At 43.4% G+C, this 15,771-nt stretch carries 13 protein-coding genes; all 13 read right to left on the bottom strand.

Annotation, left to right across the window (positions count from 1 at the left end):
- Positions 1-20: 20 nt before the first annotated feature.
- Positions 21-2,135, bottom strand: coding sequence for a polyribonucleotide nucleotidyltransferase (locus DWW81_RS08655; protein WP_022286743.1), 2,115 nt, complete (start codon positions 2,133-2,135; stop codon positions 21-23).
- Positions 2,136-2,311: 176 nt separating this feature from the next.
- Positions 2,312-2,578 carry a 30S ribosomal protein S15 gene (gene rpsO, locus DWW81_RS08650; RefSeq protein WP_022286742.1) on the bottom strand — a complete coding sequence of 89 codons (267 nt, stop codon included), beginning with the start codon at positions 2,576-2,578 and terminating at the stop codon, positions 2,312-2,314.
- A gap of 171 nt (positions 2,579-2,749) precedes the next feature.
- Positions 2,750-3,604, bottom strand: coding sequence for a bifunctional methylenetetrahydrofolate dehydrogenase/methenyltetrahydrofolate cyclohydrolase FolD (folD, locus tag DWW81_RS08645; protein ID WP_117897441.1), 855 nt, complete (start codon positions 3,602-3,604; stop codon positions 2,750-2,752).
- Positions 3,605-4,855, bottom strand: a complete 1,251-nt coding sequence (lgt, locus tag DWW81_RS08640; RefSeq protein WP_117897442.1) for a prolipoprotein diacylglyceryl transferase — start codon at positions 4,853-4,855, stop codon at positions 3,605-3,607.
- Between the two features lie 41 nt (positions 4,856-4,896).
- The gene (locus tag DWW81_RS08635; protein ID WP_117897443.1) at positions 4,897-6,171 is read right to left on the bottom strand and encodes a pitrilysin family protein; all 1,275 of its coding nucleotides are present in this window, start codon (positions 6,169-6,171) and stop codon (positions 4,897-4,899) included.
- Positions 6,164-7,450 carry a pitrilysin family protein gene (locus tag DWW81_RS08630; RefSeq protein ID WP_117897444.1) on the bottom strand — a complete coding sequence of 429 codons (1,287 nt, stop codon included), beginning with the start codon at positions 7,448-7,450 and terminating at the stop codon, positions 6,164-6,166. Before DWW81_RS08630 ends, DWW81_RS08635 begins: the two co-directional genes overlap by 8 nt.
- Positions 7,451-7,568: 118 nt before the next feature.
- Positions 7,569-7,736: a hypothetical protein gene (locus DWW81_RS13260; RefSeq protein ID WP_022286737.1), complete on the bottom strand. Its 168-nt coding sequence runs from the start codon at positions 7,734-7,736 to the stop codon at positions 7,569-7,571.
- A gap of 2 nt (positions 7,737-7,738) precedes the next feature.
- Positions 7,739-11,209 carry a DNA polymerase III subunit alpha gene (locus DWW81_RS08625; RefSeq protein WP_117897445.1) on the bottom strand — a complete coding sequence of 1,157 codons (3,471 nt, stop codon included), beginning with the start codon at positions 11,207-11,209 and terminating at the stop codon, positions 7,739-7,741.
- Positions 11,210-11,211: 2 nt separating this feature from the next.
- Entirely contained in the window at positions 11,212-12,153 is a 942-nt protein-coding gene (gene whiA / locus DWW81_RS08620; protein ID WP_242989164.1) for a DNA-binding protein WhiA, read from the bottom strand.
- Between the two features lie 13 nt (positions 12,154-12,166).
- Positions 12,167-13,024, bottom strand: coding sequence for an RNase adapter RapZ (gene rapZ / locus DWW81_RS08615; protein WP_038671699.1), 858 nt, complete (start codon positions 13,022-13,024; stop codon positions 12,167-12,169).
- Between the two features lie 59 nt (positions 13,025-13,083).
- Entirely contained in the window at positions 13,084-13,998 is a 915-nt protein-coding gene (murB, locus tag DWW81_RS08610) for a UDP-N-acetylmuramate dehydrogenase (protein ID WP_117876129.1), read from the bottom strand.
- 45 nt (positions 13,999-14,043) lie between these two features.
- Positions 14,044-14,766, bottom strand: coding sequence for a phosphatase (locus DWW81_RS08605; protein WP_117897446.1), 723 nt, complete (start codon positions 14,764-14,766; stop codon positions 14,044-14,046).
- A 40-nt stretch (positions 14,767-14,806) separates the two neighbouring features.
- On the bottom strand, positions 14,807-15,766 hold the full coding sequence (hprK, locus tag DWW81_RS08600; protein WP_022286731.1) for an HPr(Ser) kinase/phosphatase: 960 nt from the start codon (positions 15,764-15,766) through the stop codon (positions 14,807-14,809).
- Positions 15,767-15,771 lie beyond the last annotated feature (5 nt).

The raw sequence follows: 15,771 nt of genomic DNA, 5'->3' as shown, positions 1-15,771 counted from the left end.
CGCCCGCTCTTAAAAACTTATTACTTAGCGTTCTTCTTAGCCTCGATATCAGCAAGAGCGTCTTTTCTTGAAAGATTGATCCTGCCCTGATCGTCGATCTCCATTACCTTAACAACGATCTCGTCGCCAACAGAAACAACGTCCTCCACCTTTTCTACTCTTGATTTGTCAAGCTTAGAAATGTGTACCAAACCGTCCTTACCAGGAGCTATCTCAACGAAAGCACCGAAGTTCATGATCTTTACTACCTTACCTCTGTAGATAGCACCTATCTCAGGGTCATTAGCGATAGTATTGATGATATTGATTGCCTGCTCAGCCTTTTCCTTGTCGATACCTGAAACGAATACGCTGCCATCCTCAGATATGTCTATCTTAACGTCGCACTCAGCAGAGATCTTCTGAATTACCTTTCCGCCTGAACCGATAACTTCTCTGATCTTGTCAACCGGTACCTTTGTTGCCAGCATCTTAGGTGCCCACTTGCTTACCTCAGCACGAGGAGCAGGGATAGCCTTGAGCATTATCTCATCAAGAATGTACATTCTTGCTTTTCTTGTCTTTTCAAAAGCACTTGCGATTATCTCAGGTGTCAGACCGTCGACCTTAATATCCACCTGAATAGCTGTGATACCGTTCTTTGTACCGCCTACCTTAAAGTCCATATCGCCGTAGAAGTCCTCAAGACCCTGAATGTCTACCATTGTCATCCAGCTGCCGTCCTCCTTAGTGATAAGACCGCATGAGATACCTGCAACAGGCTCTTTGATAGGAACGCCTGCGTCCATAAGTGCAAGTGTAGAACCACAGATAGAACCCTGTGATGTAGAACCGTTTGAAGAAAGCACCTCAGATACGCATCTGATAGCATATGGGAACTCTTCAACAGAAGGGATAACCGGAACAAGTGCTCTCTCAGCAAGTGCGCCGTGACCTATCTCTCTTCTTCCCGGGCCTCTTGAAGGTCTTGTTTCACCAACAGAATATGAAGGGAAATTGTACTGATGCATATATCTCTTGGAAGTTTCCTCGTCGATACCGTCAAGCTTCTGGGCGTCTGAAACAGGGCCAAGAGTTGCGATAGTCATGACCTGTGTCTGACCTCTTGTAAAGATACCTGAACCGTGTACTCTTGGGAGAACGCCAACTTCAGCAGCAAGTGGTCTTATCTCATCTATACCTCTGCCGTCAACACGCTTGCCCTCATAGAGCCAGTTTCTAACTATCTTCTTCTGGAGTTTATACATAACTTCGTCAAGAACAGCAGTGTTATCCTCGCACTGCTCGTCGAACTTCTCATGAACAGCGTCGATTATTGGCTGGAGTCTTGCGTCTCTTACATTCTTATCATCTGTATCAAGAGCGACCTTTACCTGCTCGCCTACCATTGCTTCAACAGCGTCGAACAGATCATGGTCAACTTCCATTGACTCGAACTCGAACTTAGGCTTACCGATCTGAGCCTTGATATCGTTGATGAAAGCTACCATTTTCTTTATCTCTTCATGACCTGTCATGATAGCCTTGAGCATAAGGTCATCAGGGATCTGGTCTGCACCTGCTTCGATCATAACTATCTTTTCAGCTGAACCTGCAACAGTCAGGTTAAGTCTGTTCTTAGCTCTCTGCTCAAGAGTTGGGTTGAGCACCAGCTCGCCGTCAACGTAACCTACGTTGATAGAAGCAACAGGTCCGTTCCAAGGGATATCAGAGATAGAAAGTGCAATAGATGTAGCTATCATACCTGTGATCTCAGGTGAGTTGTCAGGGTCAACAGAAAGAACTGTCATAACAACTGAAACGTCATTTCTCATATCCTTTGGGAAAAGAGGTCTGATAGGTCTGTCTACACATCTTGAAGCAAGGATAGCCTTGTCAGAAGCCTTGCCTTCTCTCTTTGTGAAAGAACCTGGTATTCTGCCTACTGCATACATTTTCTCCTCAAAGTCAACTGAAAGTGGGAAAAAGTCAACACCCTCTCTTGGCTTTGCAGAAGCTGTAACGTTAGCCATTACAACCGTTTCACCGTATCTTACCCAGCAAGAGCCGTTAGCAAGTCCGCAGGTCTTACCTGTTTCAACTACTACAGGTCTGCCTGCATATGTCGTTTCAAAAGTTTTGAAATTCTCAAACATTGTCTTTCCTCCATTTTAGAAATTTAGTTTTTCTGTATGGTGAAAGCATTAGCAATAAACAGGACATACGAGCTTCATACATTCTGTTTAATGCTAAGTTACCTTTCACCTACAGTTCAAATAAACACCAAAAGGCAGTGGCAATAAATGCCTCTGCCTTGATGTCAGTTACATGATTACTTACGGATACCCAGCTTTTCGATAGTAGCTCTATATCTTTCGATATCCTTCTTCTTGAGGTAGTTGAGAAGATTTCTTCTCTTACCGATCATCTTGAACAGACCGCTTCTTGAGTGGTTGTCCTTCTTGTGTGTCTTGAGATGTTCTGTAAGGTCGCTGATTCTCTTTGTAAGGATAGCGATCTGTACCTCAGGTGAACCTGTGTCTGTTTCGTGGGTTCTGTTAGCTTCGATAACAGCTGTCTTTTCGTCTTTTCTAAGCATTTTTTGTACCTCTTTCGTTAAAATATTTCCGATGTAAAAGAATATGGCAGGTAACTTTCCCACTTACGGGCGTGACCCATATTCTGTTGCATGGATATGTTGCAGTAAGCAACTCATATATTATACATTATTTCAGACAAATTGTAAATAGTCTTAACAGAAATTTTACAACTATTCTATGCCGTGATGAGCCTTGCCTGCTGTGAGTGTGTTTCTCATAAGCATTGCAATGGTCATAGGGCCAACTCCGCCCGGAACAGGTGTGATAAATGAAGCCTTATCCTTGCAGTCTTCAAAATCAACGTCACCGCAAAGCTTGCCGTTTTCATCACGATCCATACCAACGTCGATAACTACTGCGCCCTCCTTGATATAATCAGCGGTTATCATCTTTGGTCTGCCAACAGCCGCCACCAGTATATCTGCTCTCTGGCAAACTTCTTTAAGATCTTTTGTCTTTGAATGGCAGATAGTTACAGTGCCGTTATTATGCAAAAGCAACATAGCCTGTGGCTTACCAACGATATTGCTTCTGCCAACCACTACGCACTCTTTGCCTGCAATGTCAGTGCCTGTTGACTTGATAAGCTCCATAACGCCGGCAGGTGTGCATGGAAGAAAGCTATAGTCGCCAATCATTATTTTGCCCACATTTACAGGATGGAAAGCGTCAACGTCCTTGTCAGGTCTGATGTTATTTATTATCACCTTATCGTCAAGGTGCTTTGGCAGAGGGAGCTGAACGAGTATTCCGTCCACTCTGTCGTCATCATTGAGCTTTTTAACAAGGTTGAGAAGCTCTTTTTCTGTTGTTTCCGCAGGGAGAGCATACTTGAATGAATTAAAGCCCACAGTTTCGCAAGCCTTTTCCTTGTTTCTTACATAGACCTGTGAAGCAGGGTCATCACCGACGATGACCACTGCAAGGCCTATCTCTATGCCCTGCTCTTTAAGCTTCTCAGTTTCAAGTCTTATTTCTTCCTTGACCTTGGCTGATACTGCCTTGCCGTCAATTATCTGTCCCATTTATTCTTCCTCCGTATCCTTTTCATCTGTATCTTTTACTTCGCTGTCTTCGTCGTTATCGTCACCAAGGATAGACTTATACTCTGTCTCGGCTTTGGTGTGTGACTCCTTGTCCTTTTCCTCGGCTTCTTTAAGCTTGTCTTTTTGAGCCTGCTTGCCGAATTTTTCGTCATATTCTTTTTGCAGCTCAATAAAGCTTTCGCCCTTATCCTTAGCCTCTTTTATCTTATGTTTAAGCTCTTTCTTTTCCTGCTGCATATCATTATAGCTGTTATACTGTTCAAGCTGTGCCTTTGAAAGCTCTGTATCAACAAACAGTTTATAGTCGCTGTTTCTCTTTGTGATACCTCTGAACACGATTATAAGTACAAGTGAAGCAAGAACACAAGTGCCTGCAACAAGCTGTGATACTCTTATGTTTCCAAGATAGAGCGAATCTGTTCTCAGACCCTCGATGAAAAATCTTCCCAGACCGTACAAGCCTGTGTACATAAGGAATACTTCGCCGTCAAACTTGCGGTGTTTAAGATAGAAATGCAGGATTATAAATCCAATAAGACACCAAATAGATTCATAAAGGAAGCATGGGTGGATAGGGTCAAGAGCCGACACTTTGCCGCCAAGCTCGTCATAATGATTTGAGATATATTCCATTGTGGTGTTGCTTATCATGCCCCAAGGAAGCTTTGTATTTGCACCGAAGGCCTCCTGATTGAAGAAGTTGCCCCAGCGTCCGATACACTGACCGATAAGAAAGCATGGTGCGACCACGTCAAGAAGTGCAGTAAGCTTCAGCTTTCTTATTTTTGCGATTATTCCACCTACAAGTATCGCACCGATAAGTCCGCCGTAGATAGCAAGACCTCCGTCACGAATATCGAAAAACTCTGAGAATTTCATGCCCTCTGTATTAAAGATGATATAATAAAATCTTGCGCCAAAGATAGCTCCAATAAGTCCGCCGATAACGGCATCTGTCGCTCTATCAGGGTCGATGCCTACGGTCTTCATTCTTCTGAAGCCGTATATCATTGCAAGAAGAATACCGATAGTTATTAAAAAACCATACCAATATATCTTGAAATTCGTGCCTGGCACTGTAAAAAGCACTCTGTCGATATCAATACCCTCTTTGAAGATATTGTCACCCTTTCCGAAATTGGGGAAATAAACTCTGTTTGGAAACTCTCTGAGTTTTTCCCTTATTGCGTCATTTGCCGAAGAGTCGGCAAGAAACTGCAATGCTGTCATAAATTTATCATTCCTTTCACTGAGTCTGTGGCTCAAAATACCTACTTATTATCTACCACGGAGATAGACGACTTTTCAGGGTCGAACATTTCTCTTACGGCGTTTTCGCAATCCTCCACAGTCATTTCTGCAAGAACCTGTGCTTCATAGAAAGCGTCAGAGTTTTCAAAATAGCTTTCTGCAAGATAATCTGCTGCTCTTTCAGGATTATTCATTCCTCTTACTATTTCGCCGTACATAGAACGCTTTATCATATCAAACTGCGACTTGTCAAAGCCCTCTGTCTTTACACGTTCTATCTCCGCTAGATAACGGCGATAAAGCTCTTCGGGGTCATGGGATTCACCTGATATTATTGGAGAGAATACTCCGCCGCTTGTGAACACTTCGACACCGAACTGCGAATTTATCAGTCCGTCGTCAAAAAGCTGCTTATAAAGTGGCGAAGACGAGCCTATAAGCAGATGAAGCGCAACTGACGCTGTTCCAGCCTTTTTGAAAAGTTGTCTGCCCTCATAAGGCTTGCACTTGAAGCCGATATTGAAAAGTGGCAGACCCACAGGGAAACTCTGAAATATCTTTTTCTGCGCTACATTCTCAGGCTCATCAGGAAGCTTTGTTTCAAGCTCCATATTCTCGCATGGCTTCAACATTTTATCGCATATTTCCATAACCTTATCCTCGTCAACATTTCCTGCAATGGCAAGGACCATGTTGTGAAGATTATAGAAAGTGTAGTAACACTTATAAAGAAGATCAGGGGTTATCTCAGCGATAGTATCAACAGTTCCTGCAATATCTATCTTTATAGGGTGATTTACATACATTGCTCTCAGCAGATTATAAAAGCACTGTCTTTCAGGAGAATCTGCACACATTTTTATTTCCTGACCGATTATTCCCTGCTCTTTGGCTACAGACTGCTCTGTAAAATATGGCTTCTGAACAAAGTCAAGAAGTATTTCAAGAGAATCCTCCCAGTTTTCCGAGCAACTGAACGTATATGCCGTTTCATCAAAAGACGTGAAAGCATTTGCGTTGGCACCAGTTTTTGCATATAAGTCAAAAACATCTGTGTCCTCGTTTTCAAAAAGCTTATGCTCAAGAAAATGGGCTATGCCCTCAGGCACGGTGATGAAATCTTTGCTGTCCTTGGTCTTGAAACAGTTGTAAATTGAGCCGTACTTTGTGGCAAATATGGCTTCTGTAGTTGTGAATCCCTCCATTTTCCACACAAGCACGTCAAGTCCTGACGGGTGATGAAAAACGCTGTAGCTCTCGCCCAGCCGCTCGCTCTTTACGATCTCCTTATTCATCACAGTCCTCCTTTTCCTCTCCCCTGATAACGAAAACAGTATCAGGCTTAAAAGTCTTTGCACAGCTTATTATGTCCTCACGGGTGATTCTCGCTATCCTCTCGTTTATCTCCTCAGGGGTGAAAGCCGTGTTTCGTGTGTTCTGTGCAGCATACCAACCCATGATATCATATATGCTGTCATAATTTGACTTAAAGCCTCCGCAAAGAGATTTCTTTGTGTTTTCAAGCTCCTCATCTGTAAAGTCACCGTCGCATATCGCCTCAAGCTGTTCTTCGATAGCTTTTTTTGCCTTTTCTATGTTACAGCTTTCAACGCCACTATCGATAAAAAGAGTGCCCTTTCTGTCGGCATAAGCGGAGGAACAATAATAGCAAAGACTAAGCTTTTCTCTAACATTTGCAAAAAGCTTTGAAAAAGGCGTAGCCCCGAGAAGCATACAGAAAAGCTTTGCGGTGTAGATATCCTCATAATCAGACTTGAATGCCATGACCATTTTGCTTTGGCTTACCTGCATTTTAAGCTCTCTATAAACAGGCTCTGCCTTTGCAGGTGAATTGTGTCTGTAGTCTATCTTCTCCACAGGTGAAACTCTTATAAGAGCAGCCATTTCATCTCTTATAAGCTTTTCCGCAGCAGACGTGTTTCCACCGCCTGATATGGTTATCTCTATCTTTGCACTTTCAAGAAGCTTTTTGTGTTGTCTTAACAAATCCTCCTGAGTTATGTTCTCAGCAAGCTCCACAGTTCCGATTGCAGACACAGCCGCAGGTTCGCCCTCAAAGATAAGCTTTTTAGCCTGCAAAAGTGCATAGCCACGCTTGTCATTGACAGTGGCAACAATAGCGTCGATAAGCTCCTGCTTTCTCAAAGTAAAATACTTCTCACAGAACTTTCCGTCAACAAGGTGCGGTCTGAGCAGACAGTTCAAAAGCTGTCTTACAACCTGAACGGATATTACTTCGCCGTCTATAGTATAATCGTCGCCGATAAAGCTTGCAGACAGACCGACAGACTGATAGTCGCCTATGGTACCACAGTTGGTGCCGATACTTGAGCCGTAAAGTCCTGTTAGTGTAGATGTAAGCTTTGTTCGTGAAGGTATCTCCGCATTTGATGTCACAAGCACTGTTTGAAGCATTGCATTTACGCAGGCTGTTTTTTCGTTCAGCGGTGATATAAATGCTATCTTCACGCAGTTTGACTTGAATTTCTTGTCATATATTCTTGTAAGAGATATCCCTCTGCCGAGTTCTTCCCTACTATAAGATACAGCCATTTGATTACTCCTTCAAGCGTTTTCACGCTAAAATTTTTCGTGATAACACGATAATAATATAGTATATCACATTCCTGTGCAGATTTCCATACTTTTCACAAGAATTTCATAAATACACTTATTCTATTACCGTATAAATGAAATTTTCCCAGTGAAGCATTGTTCCCTCGTCCGTTTCGTCAGGCAAAAGCGCTCTTGCCATAAGAAGATCTTCGCCTGTGTCCACATTGAGAAGATGTGCATAATCGCCGTCAATTTTTGTTACCTTATATGTTCTTGGCTCCATTTTTATTCTCCTTTTCTGTCCATAAATACCACGTTTTCAGCACCCAGTCTGTTTTCAAGTTCGATGAGCAGTTCGGGACACATTTTCACAGCATGAACAGACTTTATGCCTGTCATTTTGCGTATATCGCTGAAAAATACCGCAAACTTTGAACCAGTCTGTGCTTTGTATTTCTCGGCTATAGTTCTAACAGCCTTTATGCCCTCTGCATCTCTTGAAACAAGCCTTACGCAAATATCCCTTTGAAGCTGTAATGAGCAAAATCTATCGACAGGCTCGAGCATATCCGCAAGTATCTTAGGTTCTTCTTCCTCTTTGCATGATATCTTGCCTTTGACGTGTAGAAGCGCTCTGTCTTTTATAAGGCCTCCCATAGTTTGAAAAACTGACGGAAAAACCACTATCTCTAATGTTCCGAACTTGTCTTCAAGCTCCACAAAACACATCATATCGCCTTTTTTGGTCTTTAGCATTTTTCTGCCCCTGACCATTCCTGCATAGTCTACTTCCGCCCCATCAGCGAAACGTTTATCTGCCATTCCGCCCTCGTCTGTACAGGCTTTTATGAGCTGTGCAGAGGTGACGCACCTTGCGGCTGAGATCACACACTCAAAGCGGTCTATAGGGTGGGCTGATATATACATACCAAGAGCTTCATGCTCAAATTCAAGAAGCTGCTGTTCGTCGAACTCGCCGCAGCGTTCTATCTTCTTTTCCATTGGCAAAGCAGCACCCATGCCAAACAAATCAAGTTGACCCTCGATCACACTTCCGTCTGACCGAGTTACGCTTTTCATTATGTCCTCGCAAGCATTGAGATGTTCACGTCTGGTGTATCCAAAACCGTCAAAAGCTCCACTCTTTATAAGTGCTTCCACTGTTCTCAGGTGGATATCTCTGCCCGAAACTCGTGTACAAAAGTCTTGAAGCGAACGAAACGCTCCACCTGATTTACGCTCAGAAACTATCCTGTCGATAGCCCCCTCGCCAAGTGACTTCACCGCAAGAAGCGCAAAACGTATTCCCTCAGGCTCTGCCACAAAACCGCTTTCACTTTTATTTATATCCAGCGGCAAAATTTTAACGCCGCTTTTGCCAACATCTGCGATATATCCGTAAAGCTTATCGGTGCTGTCAAGAAGCGTGATAGTCATAAGTGCCGCCATGTATTCTTTATAGAAATGACATTTTAAATACGCTGTCTGATATGCGATAGTTGCATAAGCCGCCGCATGGGATTTGTTAAAGGCATAGCTTGCAAAAGAGGTCATTTCGTCAAATATCTCATTGGCAACATTAGCGGGCACACCGTTTGCCACTGCACCACAGCACTGCCCTTTCTCACCGTAGATAAACGCTTTTCGCTCGTTTTCCAAAACAGCCGCTTTCTTTTTAGCCATTGCTCGCCTTACGATATCCGCTCTGCCGTATGAATATCCTGCGAGCGTGCGGAATATCTGCATTACCTGCTCCTGATAAACTATACAGCCGTATGTCACTTCAAGTATGCCTTTGAGCAATGGGTGCTTATACACTATCCTGTCAGGTTCATGGCGGTTTCGGATATATGTTGGGATCGAGTCCATAGGTCCTGGGCGGTAAAGAGAGATAACAGCGATAAGGTCCTCTAATCTTTCAGGGCGAAGCTTCATGACAGTCGCAGTCATTCCTGCACTTTCAAACTGGAAAACGCCCTCCGTTTTGCCCTGTGACAGCATTTCATATACCTTTTTGTCATCAAGAGGTATCTTCTCCAAGTCAAAATCAGGGTGAGTTTCTATCACCTGCTTTCGGCAGTGGTCTATAATGGTAAGGTTGCGGAGTCCGAGAAAATCAATTTTAAGAAGTCCCAATCGTTCAAGCACTGTCATTGTATACTGTGTGGAAACTTGTCCGTCACGAGAATAGAGAGGAACGTAAAAGTCAACCGGCTCTTTTGTGATAACAACGCCTGCTGCGTGGGTAGATACGTTTCGTGGCATACCCTCCACGCTCATGGCAATATCAAGAAGTTGTTGTATCTTCATATCAGTCTTATAGAGAGAACTAAGCTCAGATATATTCTCTATGGAATATTTAAGTGGCTGACCTCTCGGTATCTTCTTTGCAAGCATATCTCCTGTCTGATAAGGCAGACCCATTGCTCTTGCCACATCTCTCACTGCCTGCTTTGCTGCAAGCGTACCAAAGGTCGCAATCTGCGCCACATGGTCAGAGCCGTATTTCTCCACAACGTAATCAATGACACGCTGTCTGCCTTCCATGCAGAAATCTATATCAAAGTCAGGCATGGAAACTCTTTCGGGATTGAGAAAACGCTCAAAGAGCAGATCATATTTCAGCGGGTCTATACCCGTTATGCCTATGCAATAAGCACACAGACTTCCTGCACCTGAACCACGTCCGCAGCCAACAGGTATACCGTGGGTCTTTGCATAGTGAACAAAATCCCATACTATAAGATAATAGTCAGTATATCCCATTCTCGTTATAACGTCAAGCTCATAGTCAACACGTTTCAAAGCCTCTTTTGTAGGATTTTCATAACGTTTATAAAGCCCTTTCATGCACATATCACGAAGAAACTTTTCGTTATCTGAAACACCGTCTATATGGAAATACGGAAGCTTTGTTTTGCCAAACTCAAAGCTTACATTACATCTGTCAGCTATATTTACTGTATTCTCCAGCGACTCAGGCTGAGAGGGAAAAAGCTCCGCCATTTCTTCTGCTGACTTTACATAAAACTCGTTTGTCGGAAATTCAAGCCTGCTTGGGTCGTCTAGTGTCGTGCCTGTTGAGATACACATTAGCACACGTTGTGCATTAGCGTCTGAACGTCTGAGATAGTGTGCGTCATTAGTGCAGACCATCGGTATTCCTGTTTCTCGTGAAAGCTTTATAAGCATAGGCAATATTCTCTGCTGGTCTGCAAACTTATGATTTTGAAGCTCTATAAAGTAATTATCCCTGCCAAATATAGCACGATATTTAAGAGCAGTCTGCTTTGCAGCCTCATAATCGCCATTGGTAAGCTTTCTGGGTATCTCACCCGCAAGACAAGCCGACAGACAGATAAGCCCATTGTGATATTTTTCAAGCAATTCAACATCTACTCTAGGTTTGCTGTAAAAGCCCTCTGTATATGCCGCCGACACAAGCTTTATAAGATTTTGATAACCCTCGTTGTTTTCGCACAGAAGCACAAGGTGGTAAGGCGAACTGTCTATCTTCGCTAGCTTGTCAAATCGTGTTCTTGGTGCAACATACACCTCACAGCCTATTATAGGCTTTATTCCATGAGCAAGGCACTCGTTGTAAAACTCCACTGCCGCAAACATATTTCCATGGTCTGTGACCGCAACTGCTTTCTGTCCAAGCTCCTTTACACGCAAAACAAGCTCCTTGATACGGCAGGCGCCGTCAAGGAGCGAATATTCACTATGAAGATGTAGATGTACAAACTCAGACATTTTTATTCCTCTTTCAGTGCAAGACCTTTTTCAACTCTTATCCTGTCAGCTATCTCTGCTATCTTCTGCAATCTGTGGTTTGCCCCCGAACGTGAGATAGGAGGATCTATGGCTGCACCAAGATCTTTAAGATTGAAGTCAGGATTATTATATCTAAGCTCAGCTATCTCCTGCAAATTATCAGGAAGAGAATAAAGCCCCACTGTCTCGTCTATAAGCTCGATATCGCTTATCTGCTTTTCCGCTGCTTTCAGCGACTTCTCTATATTGGCGTTATCGCAGTTCACCGCTCGGTTTATCTTGTTGCGCATATCTTTCATCATTTTTACGTTCATAAGTTCAAGCGAACACATAGGCGCACCCATAAGAGTAAGCATATCTATGATATTCTCAGACTCTTTTATGTAAACTATCTGTGCGTTCTTACGTTCAACGTGCTTTGGAGTGATATCGTAATTATCTATAAGCAGCATACCAAAATCATTGCAAAGCTCTATCGTTGGCATAACGAACTCCATATGATATTTTTTCTCAGGATTGTTCACCGAACCGCAGGCAAGAAATATACCAGCCACGAGCTGTGGATAAAACTTCTCTTTAGGCAGGTCAGCTTCTTCCAAACGCCTGCTCTTATCCATTCTGAAATAGTCAAGAAGCGTGAGCCTGTCCTCACGCTCAGGAATATCCAAAGCATAAAGCACAACGCCGTTTCGCTTTTTCTGCTCTGTGACTAACACTGCGTTTTCATTACCGGTTATCCTGCCGGTGTTCAACACGAAAAAGTCTGCTACCGCTTTGTTTTCAGTGAGAAAAGATATCTCATCATCTGACAGACAGTTACAGTACGTGAGCATACCCATCATGCACACGTCAGCCTTTGGCTTTGAATTTATCTTGCTGATTATTTCTTCTTTTGCTCTGTATGAAAAGGATACGTCCTCCAACTTTCAAACCGCCTTACTGATTATTTATATCTCTGTGTGTTATTCTTATCCTGTGACCTTGCTTTCTCAGATGCTCCGCAACTGCTTCTGCAAAGGTAACGCTCCTATGCTTTCCGCCCGTACAGCCGAACGCTATAACAAGCTGTGACTTGCCCTCTTTTTCGTAAAGGGGTATGAGATAGTCGATAAGATCTGTTAGCTTGCCTAGAAGCACTTTGGCTTCGTCAAAGCTCAAAACATAATCATAAACGTCCTTGTCAAGACCTGTTTTGTTCTTAAGCTCAGGTACATAAAACGGATTAGGCAGACACCTTACGTCAAATACAAGGTCGCCCTCGCTCATTGCACCGAACTTGAACCCGAACGACTGAACGTCAATATGCATAAACTCGTTGTTTCCAAGAAATATGGAATAAAGCCTTTCCTTAAATTGAGCTGTTGAGCTTCTTGACGTGTCTATATAAAAATCAGCCTGTGCTTTTATAGGTCTTAATATCTCACGCTCAGTTTCAATAGCTTTTCTTATGTTTCCATATGACACCTCGTCAAGAGGGTGCTTTCTTCTTGTTTCCTTGTATCTTCTCACGATAACGTCATCTGAGCTGTCAAGGAAAAGTATTTTAAGACTCACGCCCTCGCCCTGAAGCTGCTTTACTGTGTCTTGAAGCTTCAGAAAAAGGTCGCCGCCTCTTATATCAACAACAAACGCTACCTTGTCTATTTTTCCGTCAGACTGACTGCATATGTTTGCAAACTTTGGGATAAGTTCAGGCGGCATATTATCAACGCAGTAATATCCTATATCTTCAAGCACATTCACGGCACTTGATTTTCCCGATCCTGACATACCGGTAATTATCACAAACTGCATAACGTTCATTCCTTTCTTACAAAGCTGAAAAAATCATCACTTATTGATCCCTATTTAAATTATTCCTTGTAAGGTATTATCTTTACCTCACATTCAAGAAGATAGCCTGTCTGCTCTTTGACAATGTGCTGAACGTGTCTTATCACCGACATAATATCTTCAGTTGTTGCACCACCCTTGTTCACCACAAAACCGCAGTGCTTTTCAGACACCTGTGCTCCTCCCACTGTGTATCCCCTCAGACCACAGTCCTGAATGAGCTTTCCTGCAAACTGTCCCTCAGGTCTTTTAAAGGTCGAGCCTGCACTTGGATATTCAAGTGGCTGTTTTGAACGGCGTCTGCCCATAAGCTCCACCATTTTGTCCTGAATATCGTCATACGCTCCTGCCTCAAGTCTGAACACTCCTGAGGTTATGACTTCGCCGTTTTTCTGATAACAACTACTGCGATAGCTGAGAGCCATTTTATTTGCCTCTGTAGTATGTACAGTACCGTCAGCCCTCACGGAGTTCGCAGAGGTTATAACGTTTTTAATCTCACCGTCATAAGCACCTGCGTTCATGTATATAGCACCGCCCACAGTTCCCGGTATGCCATAGGCAAACTCAAGTCCTGTGAGGTTATGCTCAAGAGCGAATCTGCACAGCTTTATAAGGCTGCACCCAGCCTCGGCGTATATGGTGTTTTCGTTCATCATTTTTATCTCGTCCACTGACTGACCCATGAGGAACACCACGCCCTCATAGCCCCTGTCATCAAAGAGAAGATTTGAGCCATTTCCAACAACAATATATCTTACGTTCCATTCGTGTGCGGCTCTAACAAGTTTTGCAAGGCTTTCCTCTGAGCTTATATCCACCATTGCGGTGCACGCTCCACCGGTGCGGAATGTGGTATGCTTTGAAAGCGGCTCGTTGTAGACAACATTACATTCAAGCTCTGAGGCAAGATCAAGCAGCTTTTGTGTATTCATATATATCTGTAAAACGCCCTTGTGAGGGCTTCTCCTTTCATCGTTTTAAATATCGAGGTTTGGTCTTTTCGCAAGGACATATTCCCTTATCTTTTCCCAATCACTGTTCATGATAAGCTTCTCAGGAAAATCAAGTTCCTCTGCTATCTTTGCCACTTTCGGTGTTTGACCGATAAGCTGACAGAAATGGCAGTCTGAATCAAAGACCACAGGCACTTCATACTTTTTGCAAAGCTTCAAAAGCTCCACTACGTTTCTTCCGGGCGACCTTTTGCACGCAAATGAGCTTTCGTTTATCTCCACAAGCTTACCGTACTCCTTGAACGCCTTTACGCCCTTTTCATAATCGAACATAAAAGGTGCGGTGGTGCAGTGACCTATAACATCCACCTGAGGGTTCTGTGCGACTTTCAGCCAGCTTTTAGTGTGGTTCTCAGGTATCGAGGGAGTATAGCAGGCACTGTGCATAGACGCCACCACCCATTCAAGTCCTGAAAGCAGCTTTTCGTCAGTATCAAGCTCGCCGTCATCGCTCACAACGTTAGCCTCTATACCTCTGAGGACGGTTATCCCGTTTATCTTTCTCGGCAGTATGCCAAGGTTCACAAAGTGCCAGATATGTGGCGAATCAGGCATTTTCATGGCATGGTCTGTCATTGCTATGCCTTTCATTCCGTATTTTTCAGCCCACTGGCAGTTCTCTGTTATGGTGGAGTAAGCATGAGTTGAAGCTATAGTGTGCGTGTGCATATCTCCCTGTAAGTGCATTATGATCTATCTCCTATTTAAAAAAAGTATATGCGTGTTTTTAGAAATTATCCCAGTTCTTGACCTTGTCTTTCTTGTCCATTTGCAGACCAAGATTCTGCAAAAGTTCAGCGGCAGCGTTATAACCCATTTTCTTCTGACGGTTGTTCATAGCCGCAACTTCCAGAATAACAGCAAGGTTTCTGCCCGGCTTTATAGGAATGGTAAGGCTTGGTATTTTTATACCAAGGATAGTAGTATACTCGTTGTCTACGCCCATTCTGTCGTATATCTTTGTGCTGTCCCAAGGCTCAAGCTCTACAATAAGGTCTATCTTCTCGCTTACCTTTACAGCACCCATACCGAACAGACGTCTTGTGTTGATGATACCGATACCTCTCAGTTCGAGGAAGTGACGAATATTATCAGGCGATGAGCCGACAAGCGTTCTGTTTGATGTCTTTCTGATCTCAACGGCATCGTCAGCCACAAGTCTGTGACCTCTCTTTACAAGCTCGATAGCTGTTTCGCTCTTACCAACGCCGCTCTCTCCCACGATAAGGATACCCTCGCCGTATACTTCGATAAGAACGCCGTGGCGTGTTATTCTCGGAGCAAGTTCAACGTTCAAATAGCCGATAAGTGCGGCGATAAAAGCTGTTGTGCTGTCCTGAGTTCTTGCGATAGGCACGCCGTATTTCTTGGCTATCTCAACCATTTCAGGATAAAGCTCATGACCTCTTGCCACGATAAAAAGCGGTATCTTTGTAGCAAAAAGAGCGTCTATCCTCTCATATCTTGTTTTCTCGTCAAGTGAAGCAAGATAAGCAAACTCCATATTTCCGCATATCTGAACACGCTCTGCATTGAAATACTCATAAAATCCCATAAGCTGAAGTCCAGGTCTGTTACAATCATTCTCAGTAACAACAAGGCTGCTGATGTTCTCAGGAGCATAGATTATCTCCATATTAAGCTGTTTGATTATCTCCTCGACAGTAACGCTGAATATCTCTGCCATTGAAT

The organism is Ruminococcus sp. AF17-1AC (genome assembly GCF_003461385.1).
GTDB lineage: Bacteria > Bacillota > Clostridia > Oscillospirales > Ruminococcaceae > Hominimerdicola > Hominimerdicola aceti.
The sequence above is the reverse complement of the archived record's forward strand: the minus strand, read 5'-3'. Positions and strand labels throughout refer to the sequence as shown.

Coding starts and splice junctions, on each gene's coding strand:
- DWW81_RS08655 (WP_022286743.1), bottom strand. CDS start 2,135: ATGTTTGAGAATTTCAAAACTTTTGAAACGACATATGCAGGCAGACCT.
- rpsO (WP_022286742.1), bottom strand. CDS start 2,578: ATGCTTAGAAAAGACGAAAAGACAGCTGTTATCGAAGCTAACAGAACC.
- folD (WP_117897441.1), bottom strand. CDS start 3,604: ATGGGACAGATAATTGACGGCAAGGCAGTATCAGCCAAGGTCAAGGAA.
- lgt (WP_117897442.1), bottom strand. CDS start 4,855: ATGACAGCATTGCAGTTTCTTGCCGACTCTTCGGCAAATGACGCAATA.
- DWW81_RS08635 (WP_117897443.1), bottom strand. CDS start 6,171: ATGAATAAGGAGATCGTAAAGAGCGAGCGGCTGGGCGAGAGCTACAGC.
- DWW81_RS08630 (WP_117897444.1), bottom strand. CDS start 7,450: ATGGCTGTATCTTATAGTAGGGAAGAACTCGGCAGAGGGATATCTCTT.
- DWW81_RS13260 (WP_022286737.1), bottom strand. CDS start 7,736: ATGGAGCCAAGAACATATAAGGTAACAAAAATTGACGGCGATTATGCA.
- DWW81_RS08625 (WP_117897445.1), bottom strand. CDS start 11,209: ATGTCTGAGTTTGTACATCTACATCTTCATAGTGAATATTCGCTCCTT.
- rapZ (WP_038671699.1), bottom strand. CDS start 13,024: ATGCAGTTTGTGATAATTACCGGTATGTCAGGATCGGGAAAATCAAGT.
- murB (WP_117876129.1), bottom strand. CDS start 13,998: ATGAATACACAAAAGCTGCTTGATCTTGCCTCAGAGCTTGAATGTAAT.
- DWW81_RS08605 (WP_117897446.1), bottom strand. CDS start 14,766: ATGCACTTACAGGGAGATATGCACACGCACACTATAGCTTCAACTCAT.
- hprK (WP_022286731.1), bottom strand. CDS start 15,766: ATGGCAGAGATATTCAGCGTTACTGTCGAGGAGATAATCAAACAGCTT.